Consider the following 15,930-nt stretch of genomic DNA (forward strand, 5'->3'; position numbering starts at 1 on the left):
AGGTGTGTGATGATGGCAAAGGATGTACTCTGCGAAGTTTCAAACTGTGTCCATAACCTTCACGGTAAGAGTTGTGGAGCGGATGAAATTTTTGTCGTTAGTCACAGCGGGCGTCAGGCTCATAACAGTCAGGAAACCGACTGTAAGACGTTTGAGCCTGCTCGTTAGTCAAAGACCTGCACAAGCTCACCCATAGATCGGGTGGGCTTTTTTGTAAGCGTTTCAATATATAGAATCTTGATTATTTTCTGAAAAATGATTGCCAAGTCCACTTCAAGTTAGTATCATCATTATAAACAACACGGATAAAGGGGTGGAACCAATGGATAAAACAAAAAAAGACCTACGAATCAGAAGTAAAGCGATCAGTGAAGGTGTAAACAGAGTACCGAACCGATCGATGCTGAGAGCAGTCGGTTTTACAGACGAAGACTTTAAGAAACCGATGATCGGTGTAGCGAGTACGTGGAGTGAAGTAACACCCTGTAACGTACATATTGATCGTTTAGCACGGGAAGCGAAGAATGGTGCACGTGAAAGTGGCGGAGCACCGATGATTTTTAATACGATTACGGTAGCTGATGGTATTGCGATGGGGCATGAAGGCATGAACTATTCCCTGCCGAGCCGTGAAGTCATCGCAGACTCCATTGAAACGGTTATGAATGCAGAGCGGTTGGACGGTGTTGTTGCAATCGGTGGCTGTGACAAGACCACTCCAGGGTGTTTGATTTCAATTGGTAGAATGAACCTTCCTGCGGTATATGTGTATGGGGGAACGATTCAACCAGGTAAACTGAATGGAGAAGACATTGATATCGTGTCATCCTTTGAAGCAGTCGGGCAATACCACGAAGGGAAGATAAATGACGAACAGCTTCACAAAGTGGAATGTTCAGCTTGTCCGGGTGCAGGTGCCTGCGGTGGGATGTACACGGCAAACACGATGGCTTCAGCTGTAGAAGCATTAGGAATGAGTATTCCGGGTTCTTCTTCTACTCCGGCCATTGCAGATTACAAAGAGCAGGAATGCCACCAAGCTGGAGAGATGGTTCTTGAACTGTTAGAACGTGACATCTACCCTCGCGATATCATGACAAAAGAAGCCTTTGAAAATGCGATTACGGTCGTGATGGCACTTGGTGGATCGACTAATGCGTTCCTCCACCTGTTGGCGATTGCGCACTCTGCTGGTGTTGACTTGACGTTGGATGATTTCGAACGTGTTCGTCAAAATGTTCCACATATTGCCGATATGAAACCAAGCGGAAAATACGTGATGCAGGACCTATATGAAAGTGGCGGGGTCCCAGCTGTTATGAAGTTGTTGCACGAGCATGGTCTTCTGCACGGCGATTGCCTGACAGTTACAGGGAAGACGGTCGCGGAGAACCTGGCGGAAGCGGCTCCGCTGAAGGAAGGTCAGAAAGTCATCCTTCCGTTAGAAACGCCGATCAAACCGAACGGACCACTTGTCGTATTAAAAGGAAACCTTGCCCCGGAGGGCGCCGTTGCGAAGATGTCCGGGCAGAAAATCTCCAGATTTGAAGGTACGGCCCGCGTGTATGATAGTGAAGCTGAGGCAACCGAAGCCATTGAGAAGGATGCCATCAAAGCAGGAGATGTATTGGTCATTCGTAATGTAGGGCCGAAAGGTGGACCGGGTATGCCGGAGATGCTCTCCATTACAGCGATGATTGTCGGGAAAGGTCTTGGTGGTCAAGTCGCCCTGATCACGGATGGCCGCTTCTCAGGAGGATCCCACGGATTTGTCATTGGTCACGTTGCTCCTGAAGCGGCTGTCGGTGGGCCGATCGGTCTCCTGCAATCCGGAGACACCGTGATTATTGACAGCGATACACAGGAAATGAATATGGATGTATCAGACGGAGAACTTGAACGACGCAGACAAGCGTGGCAGCGTCCAGAGCCGAAGTTCAAGACAGGTGTCTTGGCCAAATACGCTCGTCTCGTATCTTCTTCTGCCAAAGGTGCTGTAACGGATTTAGATTTAGATTGATGAGAAGCAGAGGTCGCATAATGCGGCCTCTGCTCTTTATTTGAAGGAGGGAAAGCCGTGATTCGAACAGTGCGGGATGTTGAATCAGAGAAAGATGAATACCTTCGAATGAGAAAGACCCTTTGGCCACATGCTTGTGAGGATGAGCATGTTGAGGATATTCATAACATGGTGAATGGCATCCCGTTCTATGAGGATGAAATCACATGGAAGGTGTATGTGGTGGAAAGGCCGGGTGGCCGTTTAGGGGGATTCATTGAGATTTCGCTGCGCCCTTCTGTTTCGTTTGCTGTCTCCACGCCTGTTGCCTATGTCGAAGGATGGTATGTGGATGCTGAACACAGAAAGCAAGGGGACGGTCGTCTATTAATGGAGGCCGCAGAGATATGGGCGCTGGAGAAAGGGTGTCGTGAACTAGTTTCAGACGTCGAAGTGGAAAACGTCAGAAGTCATCAAGCGCACAAGGCTCTTGGTTTTAAAGAAGCCTTCCGTAATGACGAGGAAGTCTATTATAAGAAGATAGTGAAGGGAAGCGATTAGATGACCAGGTTAGGGATTATTCGTCATGGAAGCACACAGTGGAATAAAGAACGTAGAGCGCAAGGCTCTTCCGATATCCCCCTTGATGAAGAGGGAAAGCGTGAGGCAGAAAAGCTTGCTTCAAGACTTGCGGAAGAACAATGGGACAGGATCTATACGAGCCCACTTTCACGTGCCAGTGAAACGGCCCGTATCATTCAAGAACAACTCCAGGTTCCCCTTGTTGAAGATGCGCGGTTAGTGGAAGTAGGCGGAGGACAAGTTGAAGGGACGACAGAAGAAGAGAGAATAGAGAAATGGGGACCTGATTGGAGGGACCTTGACCTCGGGGCTGAGAGGAAAGAACAGTTCTTACATAGAGGGAAACAATTTGTAGAGGACATGCTGGTTCATCATAAAGGTGAGAAGATTTTAGTTGTCAGCCATGGTGCGTTGATTAGTCACCTTATTCGAGATCTGATCGAAGGTGATGTGTTAGATGGACATATACACAACACGTCGATTTCAGAAATTGTCGATAGCACAGGACGTTGGTCACTGGAGACCTTTAACTGCGTGGAGCATCTGGAATTTTGATAGTGGTACAGAATTGATGGATTTTGGGGCAGAGTTTGGAGGTCTAAACTCTGCCCGTTTATATTTCTGCCTACAAGCTTTGGATCAAAGGTGGGTTTTTAAGGTTTTTCAAAATTTAAATCCCATATTATTCCATGGGCATCTTTAACTTTTGCAAAAACAGCACCCCAGAACGTGTCCTGAAGTTCCATTAATACTGTGCCATTCTCCCTTAGACGATCATAGTACGTTTGAATTTCTTCTGAGCTTTCAAGTTCAAGAGCAAGAGATATGTTTGTCCCTGGAACGATTTCTTGATCCAGGAAAGAGTCGGAGACCATGAAGTGAAAATCACCTTTTGTGAATCGAGCGTGCATGATTCGTTCGTCCATTTCCGGGGGCGTTTCAAATTCAGCCTGTCCGAATGTCTGGAGATGAGTAATCTCTCCATTGAACACCTCTTTATAATAATCCAGTGCTTTTGCTGCTGATCCGTTGAACGTGAAATAGGGAGTTGCTTGATGCTTCATGAAATCACTCCTTCAAAGATTATAGATTTATTGTATCCAATATCACCCAGAAAATCAAGAACATTTGTTCGTATTTGTGTTTAGTTTTCTTCTCAAGTGGAATGAGAGTTATGAAATATTATGAGGAAAGGGATGTTACGCGTGAATGAAAAGATTCAGTTAGGGAAATCTGATTTGTCCATTAACCCGATCGGTCTAGGAACCAATGCGGTCGGAGGTCATAATATTTACCCGAATCTAGACGAAGAAGTTGGGAAGGACGTTGTTCGTACTGCCCTGCATCACGGCATGAACTTTTTAGATACGGCGTTTATTTACGGCCCGGAACGCTCAGAGGAGCTTGTGGGTCAAGTTGTGAAAGAGAACGGGGGTCGCGGTGACATCGTGCTTGCGACGAAGGGAGCTCACCAATTCAAAGGGGATGACGTCGTATTCAACAACCGTCCTGATTTCTTGAAGGAACAGGTGGAAGCAAGCTTGAGAAGGCTGCAGACGGATTATATCGACTTGTATTATATACACTTTCCGGATGAGGGCACTCCGAAGTATGAGGCTGTTGGTGCACTGAAGGAATTGAAGGACGAAGGAAAAATACGTTCCATTGGTGTATCGAACTTCTCTGTGGACCAATTGAAGGAAGCCAACCAGGACGGTTATGTGGATGTCATTCAGTCGGAGTATAATCTGTTTAAAAGAGATGCAGAAAAAGAAATGCTGCCGTACACGGCATCGAACCACATTTCATTTGTTCCATACTTCCCGTTTGCATCCGGCCTGTTAGCAGGAAAGTATGATGAGCATACAATATTTGATGATTTTCGTGCTGAAAATCCGCTCTTCCAAGGTGAGGCTTTCAAAGAAAATTTAGCGAAGGTAGAGAAGCTGCGTCCGATTGCTGAGCGTAACGAAGTGGATGTCCCTCATATTGTTCTGGCATGGTACCTAACTCAGCCGTCTATTGATGCCGTCATTCCAGGAGCAAAAAGAAAAGAACAAGTGGTGGATAATCTACATGCATTAAAGGTCGAATTGACAGATGGAGAACGTCAAATGATTGACGAGATTTTCTCCTGATCGAGAAACCTGCCCGTGGGCAGGTTTTTTTATGTAATCCTTGTCCAGGCACGCAAAGCACGTCCGCCCAATATAATACCCCCAATCGATATTTTGGCATGGGGAGTGGTGAATATGATCAACGGAGCTGCGTACAAGACCCGTATTCAATCATTAAAGAGCTCTGTTTGGTATGACGGCAAGGAAGTTAACGATGTGATTGACCATCCTGCTTTTCGAGGTGTGATCCATAGCCAGGCAGAGCTCTACGATTTACAAAAGGATCCTTTGCACAAATCTGTGATGGTCACATCAGAAGACGACAGCACTTTTGGAACTTCATACTTAATCCCTCGTTCGAAAGAGGACTTGGTCCGGCGTCGGGAAATGGTTCAGACATGGGCAAAGTATTCAGCGGGAATGATGGGGAGGAGCCCGGATTATATGAATACAGTCCTTGCTGCGTTTGCGGCGTCGGCAAATCTCTTGGAAAATGAGCAGAACTGTTTCCCGGATCGTCTGCTCCATTTTTATAAAAAAGCTAGGGAAGAAGATTGGTCCTTTACACACACCTTTATTAACCCACAAAATAATCGTTCCAGTTTATCGTTTTTAGATGAAGTCGATTTAAATGCTCGAATCGTGGATCGCAACGAGGAAGGTTTGGTTATAAGAGGGGCTAAGCTTCTGGCTACACAAGGTGGAATGACAGATGAAATTATCGTGTATTCCGCACCTAATGCTGCTAAGCGGGAGTATTCCTATTTGTTTTCGATTCCGACTGATACTTCGGGGCTTCGATTTGTGTGCCGGTCTTCGTTCAAACAGGATGACAATCGTTTCAATTCACCGCTCTCCTCACGGTTTGATGAAGTGGACTCTGTAGTTTTCTTTGATGACGTAGTGGTCCCGTGGGAGCGTGTTTTTCTGCATGACAATATTCGGGCAGCAAACGATTTTTATATCAAAGGAAAATTCGCTCCTTTCACTCTTCATCAGATTGTATCCAGGCAGGTCGTGAAAACCCAGTTTGCTTTGGGGCTTGCGTTAAATATGGTTGAGGAGATTCAAATCAGTGAATATCCTCATGTTCAAAGCAAAGTGGCGGAGATCATGAAGGCGTTGGAATCAATGGAAGCTCTTCTTCATGCGTCCGAAATGAAAGCTGAACAAGATGAGGCAGGTGTGATGGTGCCTGCTCGTATGCCTTTATATACGGCGATTAATGAATTCCAAAAGAACTATCCACGGTTTATGGAAATCATCCAGTTGCTTGGAGCAAGCGGACTCGTCACGCTTCCTTCTGATGCGGACTTCCATTCTTCTCTAAAGGACGATTTAACCCACTATCTCCGGACGGACGAATCAAACGGGCAGGACAAAGTCATGCTGTTTCGGCTTGCCTGGGACGTATCCATGAGTTCTTTTGGTTCCCGGCAAACACTCTATGAACGATTTTTCTTCGGGGATCCAGTGCGCCTGGAACAGATGATTTACCGTTCCTTTCATAAAGAAGACGTCATGGCATATGCCAAAGAATTTCTTCATAAAAAAAGCTGACGTATAGACGTCAGCCTTTTCTATTGGAGTGCTTTGCCCGTTGTTCGGGCTGGGAGGAGGGGTGTTGATCCGCTGTGTCTTCTGTCAGACCCTGCGGATTTACACTTTCGTTTCTTTTTCTCTTCTGTGCATTGCTTTTCTTGCTCATGTCGATCACCTCCGCACTTAGTTTAGGTAAACGGAGTGTTTCTTATCTATAGCTTTTTCTGGAATTTCAAGATCAGCCACGCTATAAAGTTTGCCGGAAGGAAGAGAGGATTGACTTGACTGTTTGCATGGAGTACCTCTTCTTGGATAGGCATCTCTTCATAGTACTGGTTTTGGGATTTGTTCTTTTTCTCTTGCTCTTCCTTCACGCCTATCAGGTAGCGGTATTGGATGGGGACCATCATCAGCGTTATTAAACTAAATACGATTAGAATTATAAAAATGGCTCTTATCAACATAGGAAAAAACTCCCTTCTCTAATAGATACGATCTTCCGTCTAATCCGTTTCAATCGAATGATTCTTTCTTTTTCGCAGAACCTAATGAAGAAGGAGGAATGAAGGATGCGAAATGAAAAAGATCAGCGTATTACAGAAGAACAAGCCTCTGACTCTTATATGGAGGGAACGATTGATGGAAAGATCGATCAGGTGGACAAGGATGGAAACTTGATCAGCCATGAAGGCGAGGAAATTCCTCGAGAGGGATTTCCTAAAGGGAAAAAGAATCATGAGCAGAAAAAATAAAATACTTGTACCAGAAGCACGTGCGGGGTTGGATCAGCTTAAATCTGATATTGCCAACACGAGTAACCCTGAAGAAGCGAAATACGAAATAGCGAAAGAAAAAGGGATTCCGATGCAGAAAGGGTACAACGGTCAAATGTCGACGAGGGATGCAGGCAAAGTCGGAGGATCCTTAGGTGGGCAGATGGTGAAAGAGCTTGTCCGTCGGGCTGAGCAGCAATTACAGCAAACTGACGGAAAGTAAGCATTGCTTTGTAAAGAGAGGCCAAAATTGGCCTCTCTTTGTCACGAGATAAAACGTGCCAATTCCTCCATCGCTTTTTGGATCGCCGTAATGGAGGATTCAGCGTCCATCCCTACATCCAGCGAGTGGTTCGCGCCAGGAATGATTTTTTTAGGAGAAGGTACACCCCTCCAAGCTTGATCTGAAAAATGAGGGTCCTCATCACCCATGATTGTAAGCATGTGTGATGGATGGGTTAAGTATGCCTGCCTGATGGATTCCTCTTTTAATAACGGAGTGAGCAGGATCAAGGCTTTAGCTGGTAAAGGCTTAAGAAGTAAAGGAACTGTTCCTATGGATTTTCCTAAAAATAGCTGTTCCTCGTAGGTCGGCATGACATGAACGAGTGAATGAAGGTCGTGATACATAAGGTCTGCCAGGTCGACTTTAGGTTGTTGGAGCTGCTCTTTTGAATAAGGATAGTGGACGTGCACAACATCTATCCCATGACGTAACATCACCATGGTCGAATAATATAATAAAGGGCGGTCAAACGAATAACTGGCTCCGGACAGCATGATACAAACACGTGAAGAGCCTTGCTGGATATGTGTGTATGAAAGCCTGTCTGTTTCTTTTTCTTCAACAAGCATAGGTCGTTTCTCCTTTTTAAGAAGATTCTAACACATGTCGAAGCAAATTCCGTAAAAAGGGCTGAGCGTTCTGATATAATAAGCTAAATAAGACAAATGCATTCATGGGGGAGAGCATGATGAAAGCATTCGTTGAGCAAGTTATCTTCCATAATGATAGCCTTGCCTCATATCCCGACCGCTTCGAATGGATTGGCCAGGGGAGAAGTGCGGTTGTATTTAAATGTAAAGAAACGAACCGTGTTGTGAAAGTATTCTATCCGTCGTGCCAGGCTATTGCTGAAGTGGAAGCGGACGTATATCAGAGAATTTCCAAACATGATCTTTTTCCGGAAGTGTACGAAGCGGGAGAAGGTTATTTAGTAATTGAATATGTAACGGGGCGTACGCTTTACGACTGCTTGGTCGAAGGAATCCCGATTACAGAAGACATGATCCATGAGGTTGACCGGGCGCTCCAATTTGTCAGGAGCCTTGGACTCAATCCATCCGATACCCACTTGAAAAATATTATGCTGACAGAAGACGGTCGAATCAAAGTAATCGATGTCGCCCGCTTCACGCAGGAGGAAGAATGTCCTCAGTGGGAAGATTTGAAGAAAGCTTACTATATGTACTATCAGCGACGTTACTTCCCGAAAAAATACCCGAGATTATTCATTGAATGTGTCATCCAGCTTTATCGAAAAAGGCTGCTCCCGATCTAGTTTAGAGAAAGACCTTCCTGGGAATGGAATGGAAAAAGGGAGGAAGATACACATGACAGCTTATCGTTTGAGTGACTTGGAAGTGGGAAAGAATTATCAAGCTAAGGAATTAGACAGCTTCGTCTCGACCACAGATGTTGTGCTCGTTTCCAACAATGAGAATCAATTGTTCAACGAACCTGAGCGGGAATACAAAGTGTTGGACGCTTACGAAGGGTTCTTCGAACACAATGATGACGACGGTGAAAAATATTTCCGTGAGAAAAAAGTATATAGGGTAGAGAAAGTATAATCCCGGCCATGGCCGGGATTTTTTAATATCTCAATTTCATTAGAATACTTTGGATCTGTTCGTCTTTCTTCAACGTATCTTCATACTTCTTCGTAATCTCCGTAAGGGCTACATCATGGTAGAAGAACTCGGTAAAAAATTTGACGAGTGGACTGGACTGAGTTTGGATGCCCTGCCATTCATCGTGTTCGACTCCAGCGAGTACAATTTCTTTTCCATCAATGATGAGCAGTTGGTGCCTCTCGAGTGCTTGGTGATTTTGATCAGGCATAAGGATATGGGCATCTGAAAGCCTCGTACTCATCTCTCCAACTGACAGCAGTTCGACCGTAATGCCTTCCAGTTGCTTGTGCTCCAATAATGGAAGCAGTCGACTCAGGTCATCGCTCCATCCTGAGATGTGAATGCTCGACTCTGCTCTCTCCACAAGATCCTGAGAAAGAGAAGAAATGGCTTCTGCATTTTGAATCGTCCAGACCCGATCATCATTTGTTGTCATCGTGTATTCTTTGCTTTTCAATTCTTCCACATTCGCTTCAAATTCCGCTGTCAGTTTTTTGATTGTGGTGTCTAACGGGAGCGCTGTATAAAGCTTCTTTCGGTTGGTAAAGGAGGTTTTCAATAGACCTTTGTCCATGAGGCGGTTCAACACTTCATAAACTTTCGACTTTGGGACTTGTGAATACTTCCCGACCGTTGTCGCATCAAGAGGCTCCTCGCTTGCAGTCAGAACCTCAAATACCTGGCTTTCGTACTGGGTGAATCCAAACTTTTGTAACATCTGATCCCTCTTCTCGCAGTAATCCTCACTTAAGAATACACGCTTCCTTCTTGTACGTAAAATTTCCTCTTGTTTTAGTTAGTATTAATGGTTACCATTGTAGTGGTAACTAAAACAAAAGGGGATCATTTTATGAATAAAAAAGTATATTTGCTTGCCATTGTTTCGTTTGTTGTCGGGACAGTCGAGCTGATTATTGGGGGGCTTCTGGATATTGTCGCAAATGATCTGGGAGTCAGCCTTGGTCGGGCTGGACTGTTGATTACGATTTTCTCCGTCGTTTTCGCCATTGCGTCTCCTATTCTGTTGACGGCAACGGCTAAATACGAGCGGAAAAAGCTGACGTTGATTACATTGTTCATCTTTTTCCTCGGCAATCTGCTCGCTTTCTGGAGTCCGAACTATAGTGTCATCATGGCCGCACGAATTATAACAGCGGCTAGTGGGTCGCTCTTAGTCGTACTGGCTGTCACCATTGCCTCACAAATCGTTGAGGCGAAATACCGCGGGCGTGCGATTGGAATTATATTTATGGGGATCAGTGGCTCCCTTGTACTCGGTGTACCGATTGGACTGACGATAGGAAATGCATTCGGCTGGCGCGCACCATTCTTATTCATTGCCGTTCTCACGCTTCTATCGATGGCAGCCGTTGCGTTTACACTCGGGTCAATTCAACCGAAGCCGATCATCCCGATTAAAAAGCAACTGCAGACATTGAAGGATCAGAAGATTTTCTCTGCACAGCTGACCTCCTTTATTTTCTTAACAGGACACCTCACGTTATATGCTTATTTAACACCATTCCTTAAGTCAGAATTAGGACTGGGCGCTACATGGGTAAGCATTGTATATTTTGTCTTTGGTGTTGCTGCTGTCCTTGGTGGCGGAATTGGGGGCACGTTATCGGATCGCTTCGGGTCAGAGAGAAGCATCATCGGCATCATTATCGCGTTCGCTGTTGCGATCTTCCTCATCCCGTATGTGACGTTCTCGCTGCCGTTGTTCTTAATCGTCATGGTGGTTTGGAGTGCTCTTAGCTGGGCGATTACACCTGCTCAACAGAACTATTTGATCACATCAGCTCCAGAAACTTCTGACATTCAACAGAGCTTGAATAACTCTGCGTTGCACTTTGGTATTGCGGCAGGGTCGTCTGTTGGTGGACTGGTCATCGAACAGGCATCCGTCTCGAACAACGCAACGGTAGGAGGATTCTTCATTCTTCTGGCACTCGCTACGGCTTATTTCTCGATTACGAGAGGGCAGAGTAGTGTAGTTGCGGCAGGTTCAGAGTCCTGAGTGTGTTGAACAGAATACTACGTGCAAAGAGGCTGACCACTTGTGGGTCAGCCTCTTTTTGGAGATTAAGTATAAGGAAAGCTTGTAAGAGGGAAAATAAGCGTGTTCCAAACAAGGAGGGAATCATAATGGGTAGAGATGAACATCGCCATTCAAAAGGGAAGAAAAAACAAAACCTTCCCCAAACTCCTGACCAGGAGAAGCATCCGGGTATTGATGTAGAGTTTTCTGAGCAAATTGCCGATCAGGATGACTTTGAAGCGCTGGAAAGAAGTAGGGAAGCAGACGAACGAGCTCATAAACGACAGAATAACCAATAAGTCTCTAAAACAGAGGCAGTTCATATTCTGCCTCTGTTTAATTTGTACAGAATACATTGTTTGAACTAAATTCCTTTTATGCTATAATACAAAATTGTGATTTAAAACATAATACTTATAAACATAGGGAGGAAATGACGTGAAAAACTTACGTACATGGATGCCTGCCCTTCTATTGGGCGCACTTCTAGTCCTTCTCGCCGCGTGTGGTGGGGAAAATGAAGAGCCGGATGAAGCGACAGGTGACTCAGGTGAAGAAGCCTCTGAAACAGCAGAAGATAAAGGCAGCATCAGCATTGGAATGAACAACTGGGCTGAGAACGTTGCCGTATCAAACATGTGGAAGCTGATCCTTGAAGAGCAGGGTTATGAGGTCGAGCTTAAGAATGTAGAGAAAGGCTTCTTATATGAAGCACTCTCTTCAGGTGATTTGGATATCGGTACAGAAATCTGGCTGCCGAACACAGATGCACCATACTATGAGAAATACGAAAATGAAATTGACTGGCGCGAAACATGGTACGAAGGAACAGAGCTTGGCCTTGTTGTTCCGACGTACATGGAAGACGTCAATACGATTGAAGACTTGAAGACGACAGACGCTTTTGAGGAAAACCAAATTGTTGGAATCGACGCTGGCGCAAGCTTGATGACTCTGACAGAAGAAGCGCTGACAGAGTATGACCTGGATTGGTCTCTTGCTCCTTCCTCTGGTCCGACGATGACAGCAGAACTTCGGAATTCCATCGAAGACGAGGAGCCGATTGTGGTAACTCTATGGAAGCCACACTGGGCATTTGCAGAAATGGACCTTAAATTCCTTGAAGATACAAAAGGCGTATATGGAGAGAAAGAAGACATCTCCTATGCTGCACGTCAAGGCTTTGCTGAGGACTACCCAGAAGTTACACAGTGGTGGGACAACTTCAAGTTGAACGACCAACAGCTCGGAAGCTTGATGGCTGCTCTGAATGAAGCCGATTCTCCTGAAGAAGGAGCTCAAAATTGGATCGATGAAAACCAAGATCTCATCAACTCTTGGATGGAATAATACGAGAAGCCCCTTTTGTCCATGGCGGACAGAAGGGGCTTCTTTTGTAGAATGTTGATGGATTGACAGAGAAATACCATCTTAAACGTGTTACACTGTAAAAAGTCAGATTTTTTACATAATAAGGAGAGAGAAGCTATGACGTTACATAAAGAAGAGGTGTCCCGTGCCCAGGAGGCCATCAATAAAGTTATTTTAGGAAAAGAAGATACAGTTGAACTTTTGTTTACAGCGTTGATTGCAGGTGGACATGTGTTACTTGAAAGCGTTCCGGGTTCGGGGAAGACGAAGCTCGCGAAGAGTTTTGCGAAAGTGATGAACGGTAAATTCAGCCGCGTGCAGTTCACGCCGGACGTGCTGCCAAGTGATGTCACAGGTATTCAATTTTTTAACCCGAAGACTCAGGAGTTTGAGCTGAGAAAGGGACCTGTAATGACAAACATCTTACTAGCCGATGAGATCAACCGTGCAACACCGAAGACCCAGTCGAGTCTGCTCGAGGTCATGGAGGAGAAGCAGACGACAGTCGATGGTGAAACCCTTCAAATCGATGCGCCCTTATTTGTTGTGGCGACGCAGAACCCTGTAGAAGGGAACCAGGGAACGTTCCCGCTGCCTGAAGCACAGCTTGACCGGTTCTTATTTAAGCTGGATATGGGCTACCCGTCAGATGAGGAGGAGAAGAACATCCTTCTTGCCTATCAGATGGACGAACCGATGGACAGCCTTTCGCAGGAAATCAGTATCGAAGCGGTACTGAAGTTAAGAGAGGAAGCGAAAGAAGTAACGCTTGCAGATGATACGATGAATTACTTGCTCGACTTAGTGCGATTGACGAGAAAAAACGATGACGTTGCACTAGGGATGAGTACCCGTGGTGCGCTTGCGTTCATGAGGGCTTCACAAGCACGAGCGTTGTTGCAAGGTAGAACGTACGTAATCCCAGAGGACGTGAAATTCCTTGCTCCTTATTTATTTGAGCATCGTATCGTGCTCTCAATGGAAGGAGCGATTCGTAAGTCAAACGAACAGGTGGTCAAAGAGATTGTGGAGTCGGTACCCGTACCGGTGGAAGTAGGGTCCGCGAAGTGAAGGAATGGAAAAAGGTATTAGGACAGGAAAGTGAACGATACTACGACTTCCTTCTCGCGCTCATTTTGTTAACCGGGCTGACTGGTTTTGTGCTCAACCAATCTCTTCTTTTCATCCCAACGGCCCTTCTTACAGCGGTTTGGCTGCTCAGTAAAGCGTATGACCGCTTCGGTGGAACACAGCTAAGTTTGAAAAATGAGAAGAGGTCTGTCCGCTTGTTTCCAGGTGAGAAGACGGAGTTGACGTTTTGGATGAGCAATGGATCAAGAGCTCCGGTATTGAATGGGCAGCTATCCTTTAAATCAGATGAAATGGTGAAAGGGCATGAATCCTTCACGCGTGAAGCTCAGAAGGGGTACCAATACCAACTGCCTCTCTCCTTGATTGAGAAAGGGGATTCAGGTGTGACCGTTCCAATCACAGCTGAAAAAAGAGGGGTTACGAAATTTTCGGAGATGAAATTCAAGTATCCTCACCTTATTAAGTTCCAGCCCGTTCATTTGGATTACCAATTCAACTATGAAACGGAAGTGATCGTCTACCCGGAACAGAAGCCCGTTTATGGGATTGATGATGTGTTTCATCTTTCGATCGGAGAGCAGACTGCCACAGTCTCTCCCTATGAGGATTTGTTAACACCCATCGGAACAAGGGATTATGTGTCATCAGATCCCTTTCATCGGATTCACTGGAAAGCAAGTGCTAAAACGCAGGAGCTGCAGACGAAGGTTTATGAGCGTCAAGTGGACAGGAGCTGGACGATTTTAGTAAACACCTCTCAGCGGACGAGGCTGGGTAACCAATACCCCTCCGAGCACTTCGAGGATTTGATGTCTTACGCGAGCTATATCTGTCATGAAGCTTCGAAGCGTTCCTACACGTTTGATATGGCGCTGAATATGAGAAGGCCGCACCATCGACCATTTTTCTATCAACCAGAAGGGCAGGGCGCCCAACAGCTGAAACAGTCGCTGGAATTGCTCGCGAGAATGATGAAAGACCGTCTCATCATGCCGATGGAAGAGCTGATGTATCGGATTGATAAGTCGATGTATAAGCGGAGAACGGTACTGCTGTTGGGAGAAGTGCCACCAAGCTGTGAGCGTTACATCACTAAGTGGCAGACCCAGGGGATTTCCGTATTTATCCTTGATGTCGAACAGGAACAGCCTATCCTTGTCAGGGCAGGGAAAAGGGGGAATATCGCATGATACAAGGTCGGAAATGGATGACGGTATCCTACCAATTCTTAAGTCAGGCGTTACTTGCATACTTCCTGCTTTATCTTCTGGCAGACTGGCTAAGCCTTTCTTTTTCTTTAATTCCTTATCTGACAGTGATCGTCACTGCTCTAGTCGCACTGCTTCTGACTTCACGTTATGAAGCGTATCGGATTAGAGTAGTCGCTGTGCCCATTCTCATTATCGCGGTAAGCCTGCTTACAGGCATTTACTGGCTCGTGGGATTGGCGTTGGCTGGTGCTGCGGTATGGCGGTATCAATCACTGGAAGTGGATCCCGATTTTGAAAACGAACATGCGCTGCTTCTTTCAACATCGATCATCGCCTTTGTCGGGCTGATCTTCTATAAAGACGCAGCATTGCTTGTTGCGCTGCTTATTCAATTTGTCGTATTACTTGGAGGATACAATCTATCGCATTATTACCAAGTATCAAAGGCAGATCGCTCGAAAGGAAAAGGAAGCCTGTCGATCTATGCGGTTGCTGTGCCGGTCACAGTCATCCTTGTCATGGTTCTTCTCCCGGGCCTGAGGTCCGTCATAGGCGTTGTGTGGAGCGTCATCAGCTTCATCTTTCTGAAAGGATTCACCGGATTTTTGGACGCCTTAGCCTTTTTTGGAATCGATGTTTCCCAAATCCGTCCTGCTGAACAGCAGTTAGGTGAGGAGCCAGTAGAGGTGGAGGAAAACATGACACCATTTCGACCTGAGGAAGGTGCAGAATACGATGGAACTGTCGTGAATGCTGTTGGAGAAGCAACGCAATGGGGAGTCATCCTTGCGGTAGGTGGGGCTGTGCTGATCGCTTTATTTGTTCTTTACAGATTCAACAAAAGAAGAACACGGGAAGTGGAAGAGGATGCCGGGCTTACGTATCAAAGCTATCAATGGGCCACAGATGGACAGGATGGGATGTCGTCCGGGTTCAAGTTCTCCCGCTCAAAAGCGGATAACCGCATTCGTAAACAGTTTCAGAAATTTGAACAGGACGCTTCCCGCTTAGGTATGGGACGTTCCGGAAATGAGTCCATTTCCGAGTGGTTTGACCGCCTAGGATTAGAAGTTCAGCATACTTCTTTATACCAGAAGGTGCGCTACGGATCAGAGGACCTGACTCCTGAAGAGGAGAAACAGTTTTTCATTGAGATGGAACAGCTGAACCATGAATTGAAGCAGGCGGCACAAAAAAAACAATATTCCTCAGAGGAAAATTAGTTTAATGGCTCCTTTTTTAGGTAACATACTTGTAAAAGTTATTCCAATTACCTGAGAGGAGT

General features: G+C 45.7%; 21 protein-coding genes. 16 read left to right on the plus strand and 5 right to left on the minus strand.

Annotated features, from left to right (window positions below):
* Window positions 1-12: 12 nt before the first annotated feature.
* From LCM20_RS13920 to LCM20_RS13935, 4 genes are all read left to right on the plus strand, one after another.
* Entirely contained in the window at window positions 13-168 is a 156-nt protein-coding gene (locus LCM20_RS13920; RefSeq protein WP_225196085.1) for a DUF1540 domain-containing protein, read from the plus strand.
* Between the two features lie 154 nt (window positions 169-322).
* Complete coding sequence (gene ilvD / locus LCM20_RS13925) at window positions 323-2,020, plus strand: dihydroxy-acid dehydratase (RefSeq protein ID WP_225196086.1); 1,698 nt, start codon at window positions 323-325, stop codon at window positions 2,018-2,020.
* Window positions 2,021-2,077: 57 nt separating this feature from the next.
* Window positions 2,078-2,560: a GNAT family N-acetyltransferase gene (locus tag LCM20_RS13930; protein ID WP_225196087.1), complete on the plus strand. Its 483-nt coding sequence runs from the start codon at window positions 2,078-2,080 to the stop codon at window positions 2,558-2,560.
* Complete coding sequence (locus tag LCM20_RS13935) at window positions 2,561-3,136, plus strand: histidine phosphatase family protein (RefSeq protein WP_225196088.1); 576 nt, start codon at window positions 2,561-2,563, stop codon at window positions 3,134-3,136.
* 98 nt (window positions 3,137-3,234) lie between these two features.
* Here LCM20_RS13935 and LCM20_RS13940 read toward each other — a convergent pair whose 3' ends face one another.
* Window positions 3,235-3,645 (minus strand): VOC family protein, encoded by a 411-nt coding sequence (locus LCM20_RS13940; RefSeq protein ID WP_225196089.1) that lies wholly within the window; start codon window positions 3,643-3,645, stop codon window positions 3,235-3,237.
* Between the two features lie 141 nt (window positions 3,646-3,786).
* Between LCM20_RS13940 and LCM20_RS13945 the strand changes: the two genes are divergently transcribed.
* Both LCM20_RS13945 and hpaB read left to right on the plus strand, forming a co-directional pair.
* Window positions 3,787-4,719 carry an aldo/keto reductase gene (locus LCM20_RS13945; RefSeq protein WP_225196186.1) on the plus strand — a complete coding sequence of 311 codons (933 nt, stop codon included), beginning with the start codon at window positions 3,787-3,789 and terminating at the stop codon, window positions 4,717-4,719.
* A 114-nt stretch (window positions 4,720-4,833) separates the two neighbouring features.
* Window positions 4,834-6,258 (plus strand): 4-hydroxyphenylacetate 3-monooxygenase, oxygenase component, encoded by a 1,425-nt coding sequence (gene hpaB, locus LCM20_RS13950; RefSeq protein ID WP_263622105.1) that lies wholly within the window; start codon window positions 4,834-4,836, stop codon window positions 6,256-6,258.
* Window positions 6,259-6,268: 10 nt separating this feature from the next.
* Here the strand turns inward: hpaB and LCM20_RS13955 are convergent, their stop codons facing one another.
* Window positions 6,269-6,406 carry a hypothetical protein gene (locus LCM20_RS13955; RefSeq protein ID WP_225196091.1) on the minus strand — a complete coding sequence of 46 codons (138 nt, stop codon included), beginning with the start codon at window positions 6,404-6,406 and terminating at the stop codon, window positions 6,269-6,271.
* Between the two features lie 46 nt (window positions 6,407-6,452).
* Complete coding sequence (locus LCM20_RS13960) at window positions 6,453-6,704, minus strand: DUF3949 domain-containing protein (protein WP_225196092.1); 252 nt, start codon at window positions 6,702-6,704, stop codon at window positions 6,453-6,455.
* A 105-nt stretch (window positions 6,705-6,809) separates the two neighbouring features.
* Here LCM20_RS13960 and LCM20_RS13965 point away from each other — a divergent pair, with 105 nt between their 5' ends.
* Together LCM20_RS13965 and LCM20_RS13970 are read left to right on the plus strand one after the other, a co-directional pair.
* Window positions 6,810-6,992 (plus strand): YozQ family protein, encoded by a 183-nt coding sequence (locus LCM20_RS13965; RefSeq protein ID WP_225196093.1) that lies wholly within the window; start codon window positions 6,810-6,812, stop codon window positions 6,990-6,992.
* On the plus strand, window positions 6,976-7,236 hold the full coding sequence (locus LCM20_RS13970) for an alpha/beta-type small acid-soluble spore protein (RefSeq protein WP_225196094.1): 261 nt from the start codon (window positions 6,976-6,978) through the stop codon (window positions 7,234-7,236). Before LCM20_RS13965 ends, LCM20_RS13970 begins: the two co-directional genes overlap by 17 nt.
* A 41-nt stretch (window positions 7,237-7,277) precedes the next feature.
* Here LCM20_RS13970 and LCM20_RS13975 read toward each other — a convergent pair whose 3' ends face one another.
* Window positions 7,278-7,868: an alpha/beta hydrolase gene (locus LCM20_RS13975; RefSeq protein WP_225196095.1), complete on the minus strand. Its 591-nt coding sequence runs from the start codon at window positions 7,866-7,868 to the stop codon at window positions 7,278-7,280.
* 119 nt (window positions 7,869-7,987) lie between these two features.
* Between LCM20_RS13975 and LCM20_RS13980 the strand changes: the two genes are divergently transcribed.
* Window positions 7,988-8,575 carry a serine/threonine protein kinase gene (locus LCM20_RS13980; protein ID WP_225196096.1) on the plus strand — a complete coding sequence of 196 codons (588 nt, stop codon included), beginning with the start codon at window positions 7,988-7,990 and terminating at the stop codon, window positions 8,573-8,575.
* Window positions 8,576-8,627: 52 nt separating this feature from the next.
* Complete coding sequence (locus LCM20_RS13985; protein WP_225196097.1) at window positions 8,628-8,867, plus strand: hypothetical protein; 240 nt, start codon at window positions 8,628-8,630, stop codon at window positions 8,865-8,867.
* Window positions 8,868-8,889: 22 nt separating this feature from the next.
* Here the strand turns inward: LCM20_RS13985 and LCM20_RS13990 are convergent, their stop codons facing one another.
* Window positions 8,890-9,648 carry a TrmB family transcriptional regulator gene (locus LCM20_RS13990; RefSeq protein WP_225196098.1) on the minus strand — a complete coding sequence of 253 codons (759 nt, stop codon included), beginning with the start codon at window positions 9,646-9,648 and terminating at the stop codon, window positions 8,890-8,892.
* Between the two features lie 132 nt (window positions 9,649-9,780).
* Here LCM20_RS13990 and LCM20_RS13995 point away from each other — a divergent pair, with 132 nt between their 5' ends.
* From LCM20_RS13995 to LCM20_RS14020, 6 genes are all read left to right on the plus strand, one after another.
* The gene (locus LCM20_RS13995) at window positions 9,781-10,950 is read left to right on the plus strand and encodes an MFS transporter (RefSeq protein WP_225196099.1); all 1,170 of its coding nucleotides are present in this window, start codon (window positions 9,781-9,783) and stop codon (window positions 10,948-10,950) included.
* A 128-nt stretch (window positions 10,951-11,078) separates the two neighbouring features.
* A complete protein-coding gene (locus LCM20_RS14000) occupies window positions 11,079-11,270 on the plus strand; it encodes a YfhD family protein (RefSeq protein ID WP_225196100.1) in 192 nt (63 codons plus the stop codon).
* A 139-nt stretch (window positions 11,271-11,409) separates the two neighbouring features.
* Window positions 11,410-12,321: a glycine betaine ABC transporter substrate-binding protein gene (locus LCM20_RS14005; RefSeq protein ID WP_225196101.1), complete on the plus strand. Its 912-nt coding sequence runs from the start codon at window positions 11,410-11,412 to the stop codon at window positions 12,319-12,321.
* 138 nt (window positions 12,322-12,459) lie between these two features.
* Window positions 12,460-13,413, plus strand: coding sequence for an AAA family ATPase (locus tag LCM20_RS14010; RefSeq protein WP_225196102.1), 954 nt, complete (start codon window positions 12,460-12,462; stop codon window positions 13,411-13,413).
* Entirely contained in the window at window positions 13,410-14,624 is a 1,215-nt protein-coding gene (locus LCM20_RS20195) for a DUF58 domain-containing protein (protein WP_225196103.1), read from the plus strand. The genes LCM20_RS14010 and LCM20_RS20195 overlap by 4 nt, the downstream gene beginning before the upstream one ends.
* Window positions 14,621-15,868 carry a hypothetical protein gene (locus LCM20_RS14020; RefSeq protein ID WP_225196104.1) on the plus strand — a complete coding sequence of 416 codons (1,248 nt, stop codon included), beginning with the start codon at window positions 14,621-14,623 and terminating at the stop codon, window positions 15,866-15,868. The genes LCM20_RS20195 and LCM20_RS14020 overlap by 4 nt, the downstream gene beginning before the upstream one ends.
* Window positions 15,869-15,930 lie beyond the last annotated feature (62 nt).

Source organism: Halobacillus litoralis, from assembly GCF_020171725.1.
Taxonomy (GTDB): Bacteria; Bacillota; Bacilli; order Bacillales; family Halobacillaceae; genus Halobacillus; species Halobacillus litoralis_F.

Bases quoted from the DNA above. Each gene is read 5' to 3' on its own strand.
- LCM20_RS13965 (WP_225196093.1), top strand. From the start codon at position 6,810: ATGCGAAATGAAAAAGATCAGCGTATTACAGAAGAACAAGCCTCTGAC.
- LCM20_RS14010 (WP_225196102.1), top strand. From the start codon at position 12,460: ATGACGTTACATAAAGAAGAGGTGTCCCGTGCCCAGGAGGCCATCAAT.
- LCM20_RS13995 (WP_225196099.1), top strand. From the start codon at position 9,781: ATGAATAAAAAAGTATATTTGCTTGCCATTGTTTCGTTTGTTGTCGGG.
- ilvD (WP_225196086.1), top strand. From the start codon at position 323: ATGGATAAAACAAAAAAAGACCTACGAATCAGAAGTAAAGCGATCAGT.
- LCM20_RS14020 (WP_225196104.1), top strand. From the start codon at position 14,621: ATGATACAAGGTCGGAAATGGATGACGGTATCCTACCAATTCTTAAGT.
- LCM20_RS13970 (WP_225196094.1), top strand. From the start codon at position 6,976: ATGAGCAGAAAAAATAAAATACTTGTACCAGAAGCACGTGCGGGGTTG.
- hpaB (WP_263622105.1), top strand. From the start codon at position 4,834: ATGATCAACGGAGCTGCGTACAAGACCCGTATTCAATCATTAAAGAGC.
- LCM20_RS13955 (WP_225196091.1), bottom strand. From the start codon at position 6,406: ATGAGCAAGAAAAGCAATGCACAGAAGAGAAAAAGAAACGAAAGTGTA.
- LCM20_RS13975 (WP_225196095.1), bottom strand. From the start codon at position 7,868: ATGCTTGTTGAAGAAAAAGAAACAGACAGGCTTTCATACACACATATC.
- LCM20_RS13985 (WP_225196097.1), top strand. From the start codon at position 8,628: ATGACAGCTTATCGTTTGAGTGACTTGGAAGTGGGAAAGAATTATCAA.
- LCM20_RS13935 (WP_225196088.1), top strand. From the start codon at position 2,561: ATGACCAGGTTAGGGATTATTCGTCATGGAAGCACACAGTGGAATAAA.
- LCM20_RS13920 (WP_225196085.1), top strand. From the start codon at position 13: ATGGCAAAGGATGTACTCTGCGAAGTTTCAAACTGTGTCCATAACCTT.
- LCM20_RS13960 (WP_225196092.1), bottom strand. From the start codon at position 6,704: ATGTTGATAAGAGCCATTTTTATAATTCTAATCGTATTTAGTTTAATA.
- LCM20_RS13980 (WP_225196096.1), top strand. From the start codon at position 7,988: ATGAAAGCATTCGTTGAGCAAGTTATCTTCCATAATGATAGCCTTGCC.
- LCM20_RS13940 (WP_225196089.1), bottom strand. From the start codon at position 3,645: ATGAAGCATCAAGCAACTCCCTATTTCACGTTCAACGGATCAGCAGCA.
- LCM20_RS14000 (WP_225196100.1), top strand. From the start codon at position 11,079: ATGGGTAGAGATGAACATCGCCATTCAAAAGGGAAGAAAAAACAAAAC.
- LCM20_RS13990 (WP_225196098.1), bottom strand. From the start codon at position 9,648: ATGTTACAAAAGTTTGGATTCACCCAGTACGAAAGCCAGGTATTTGAG.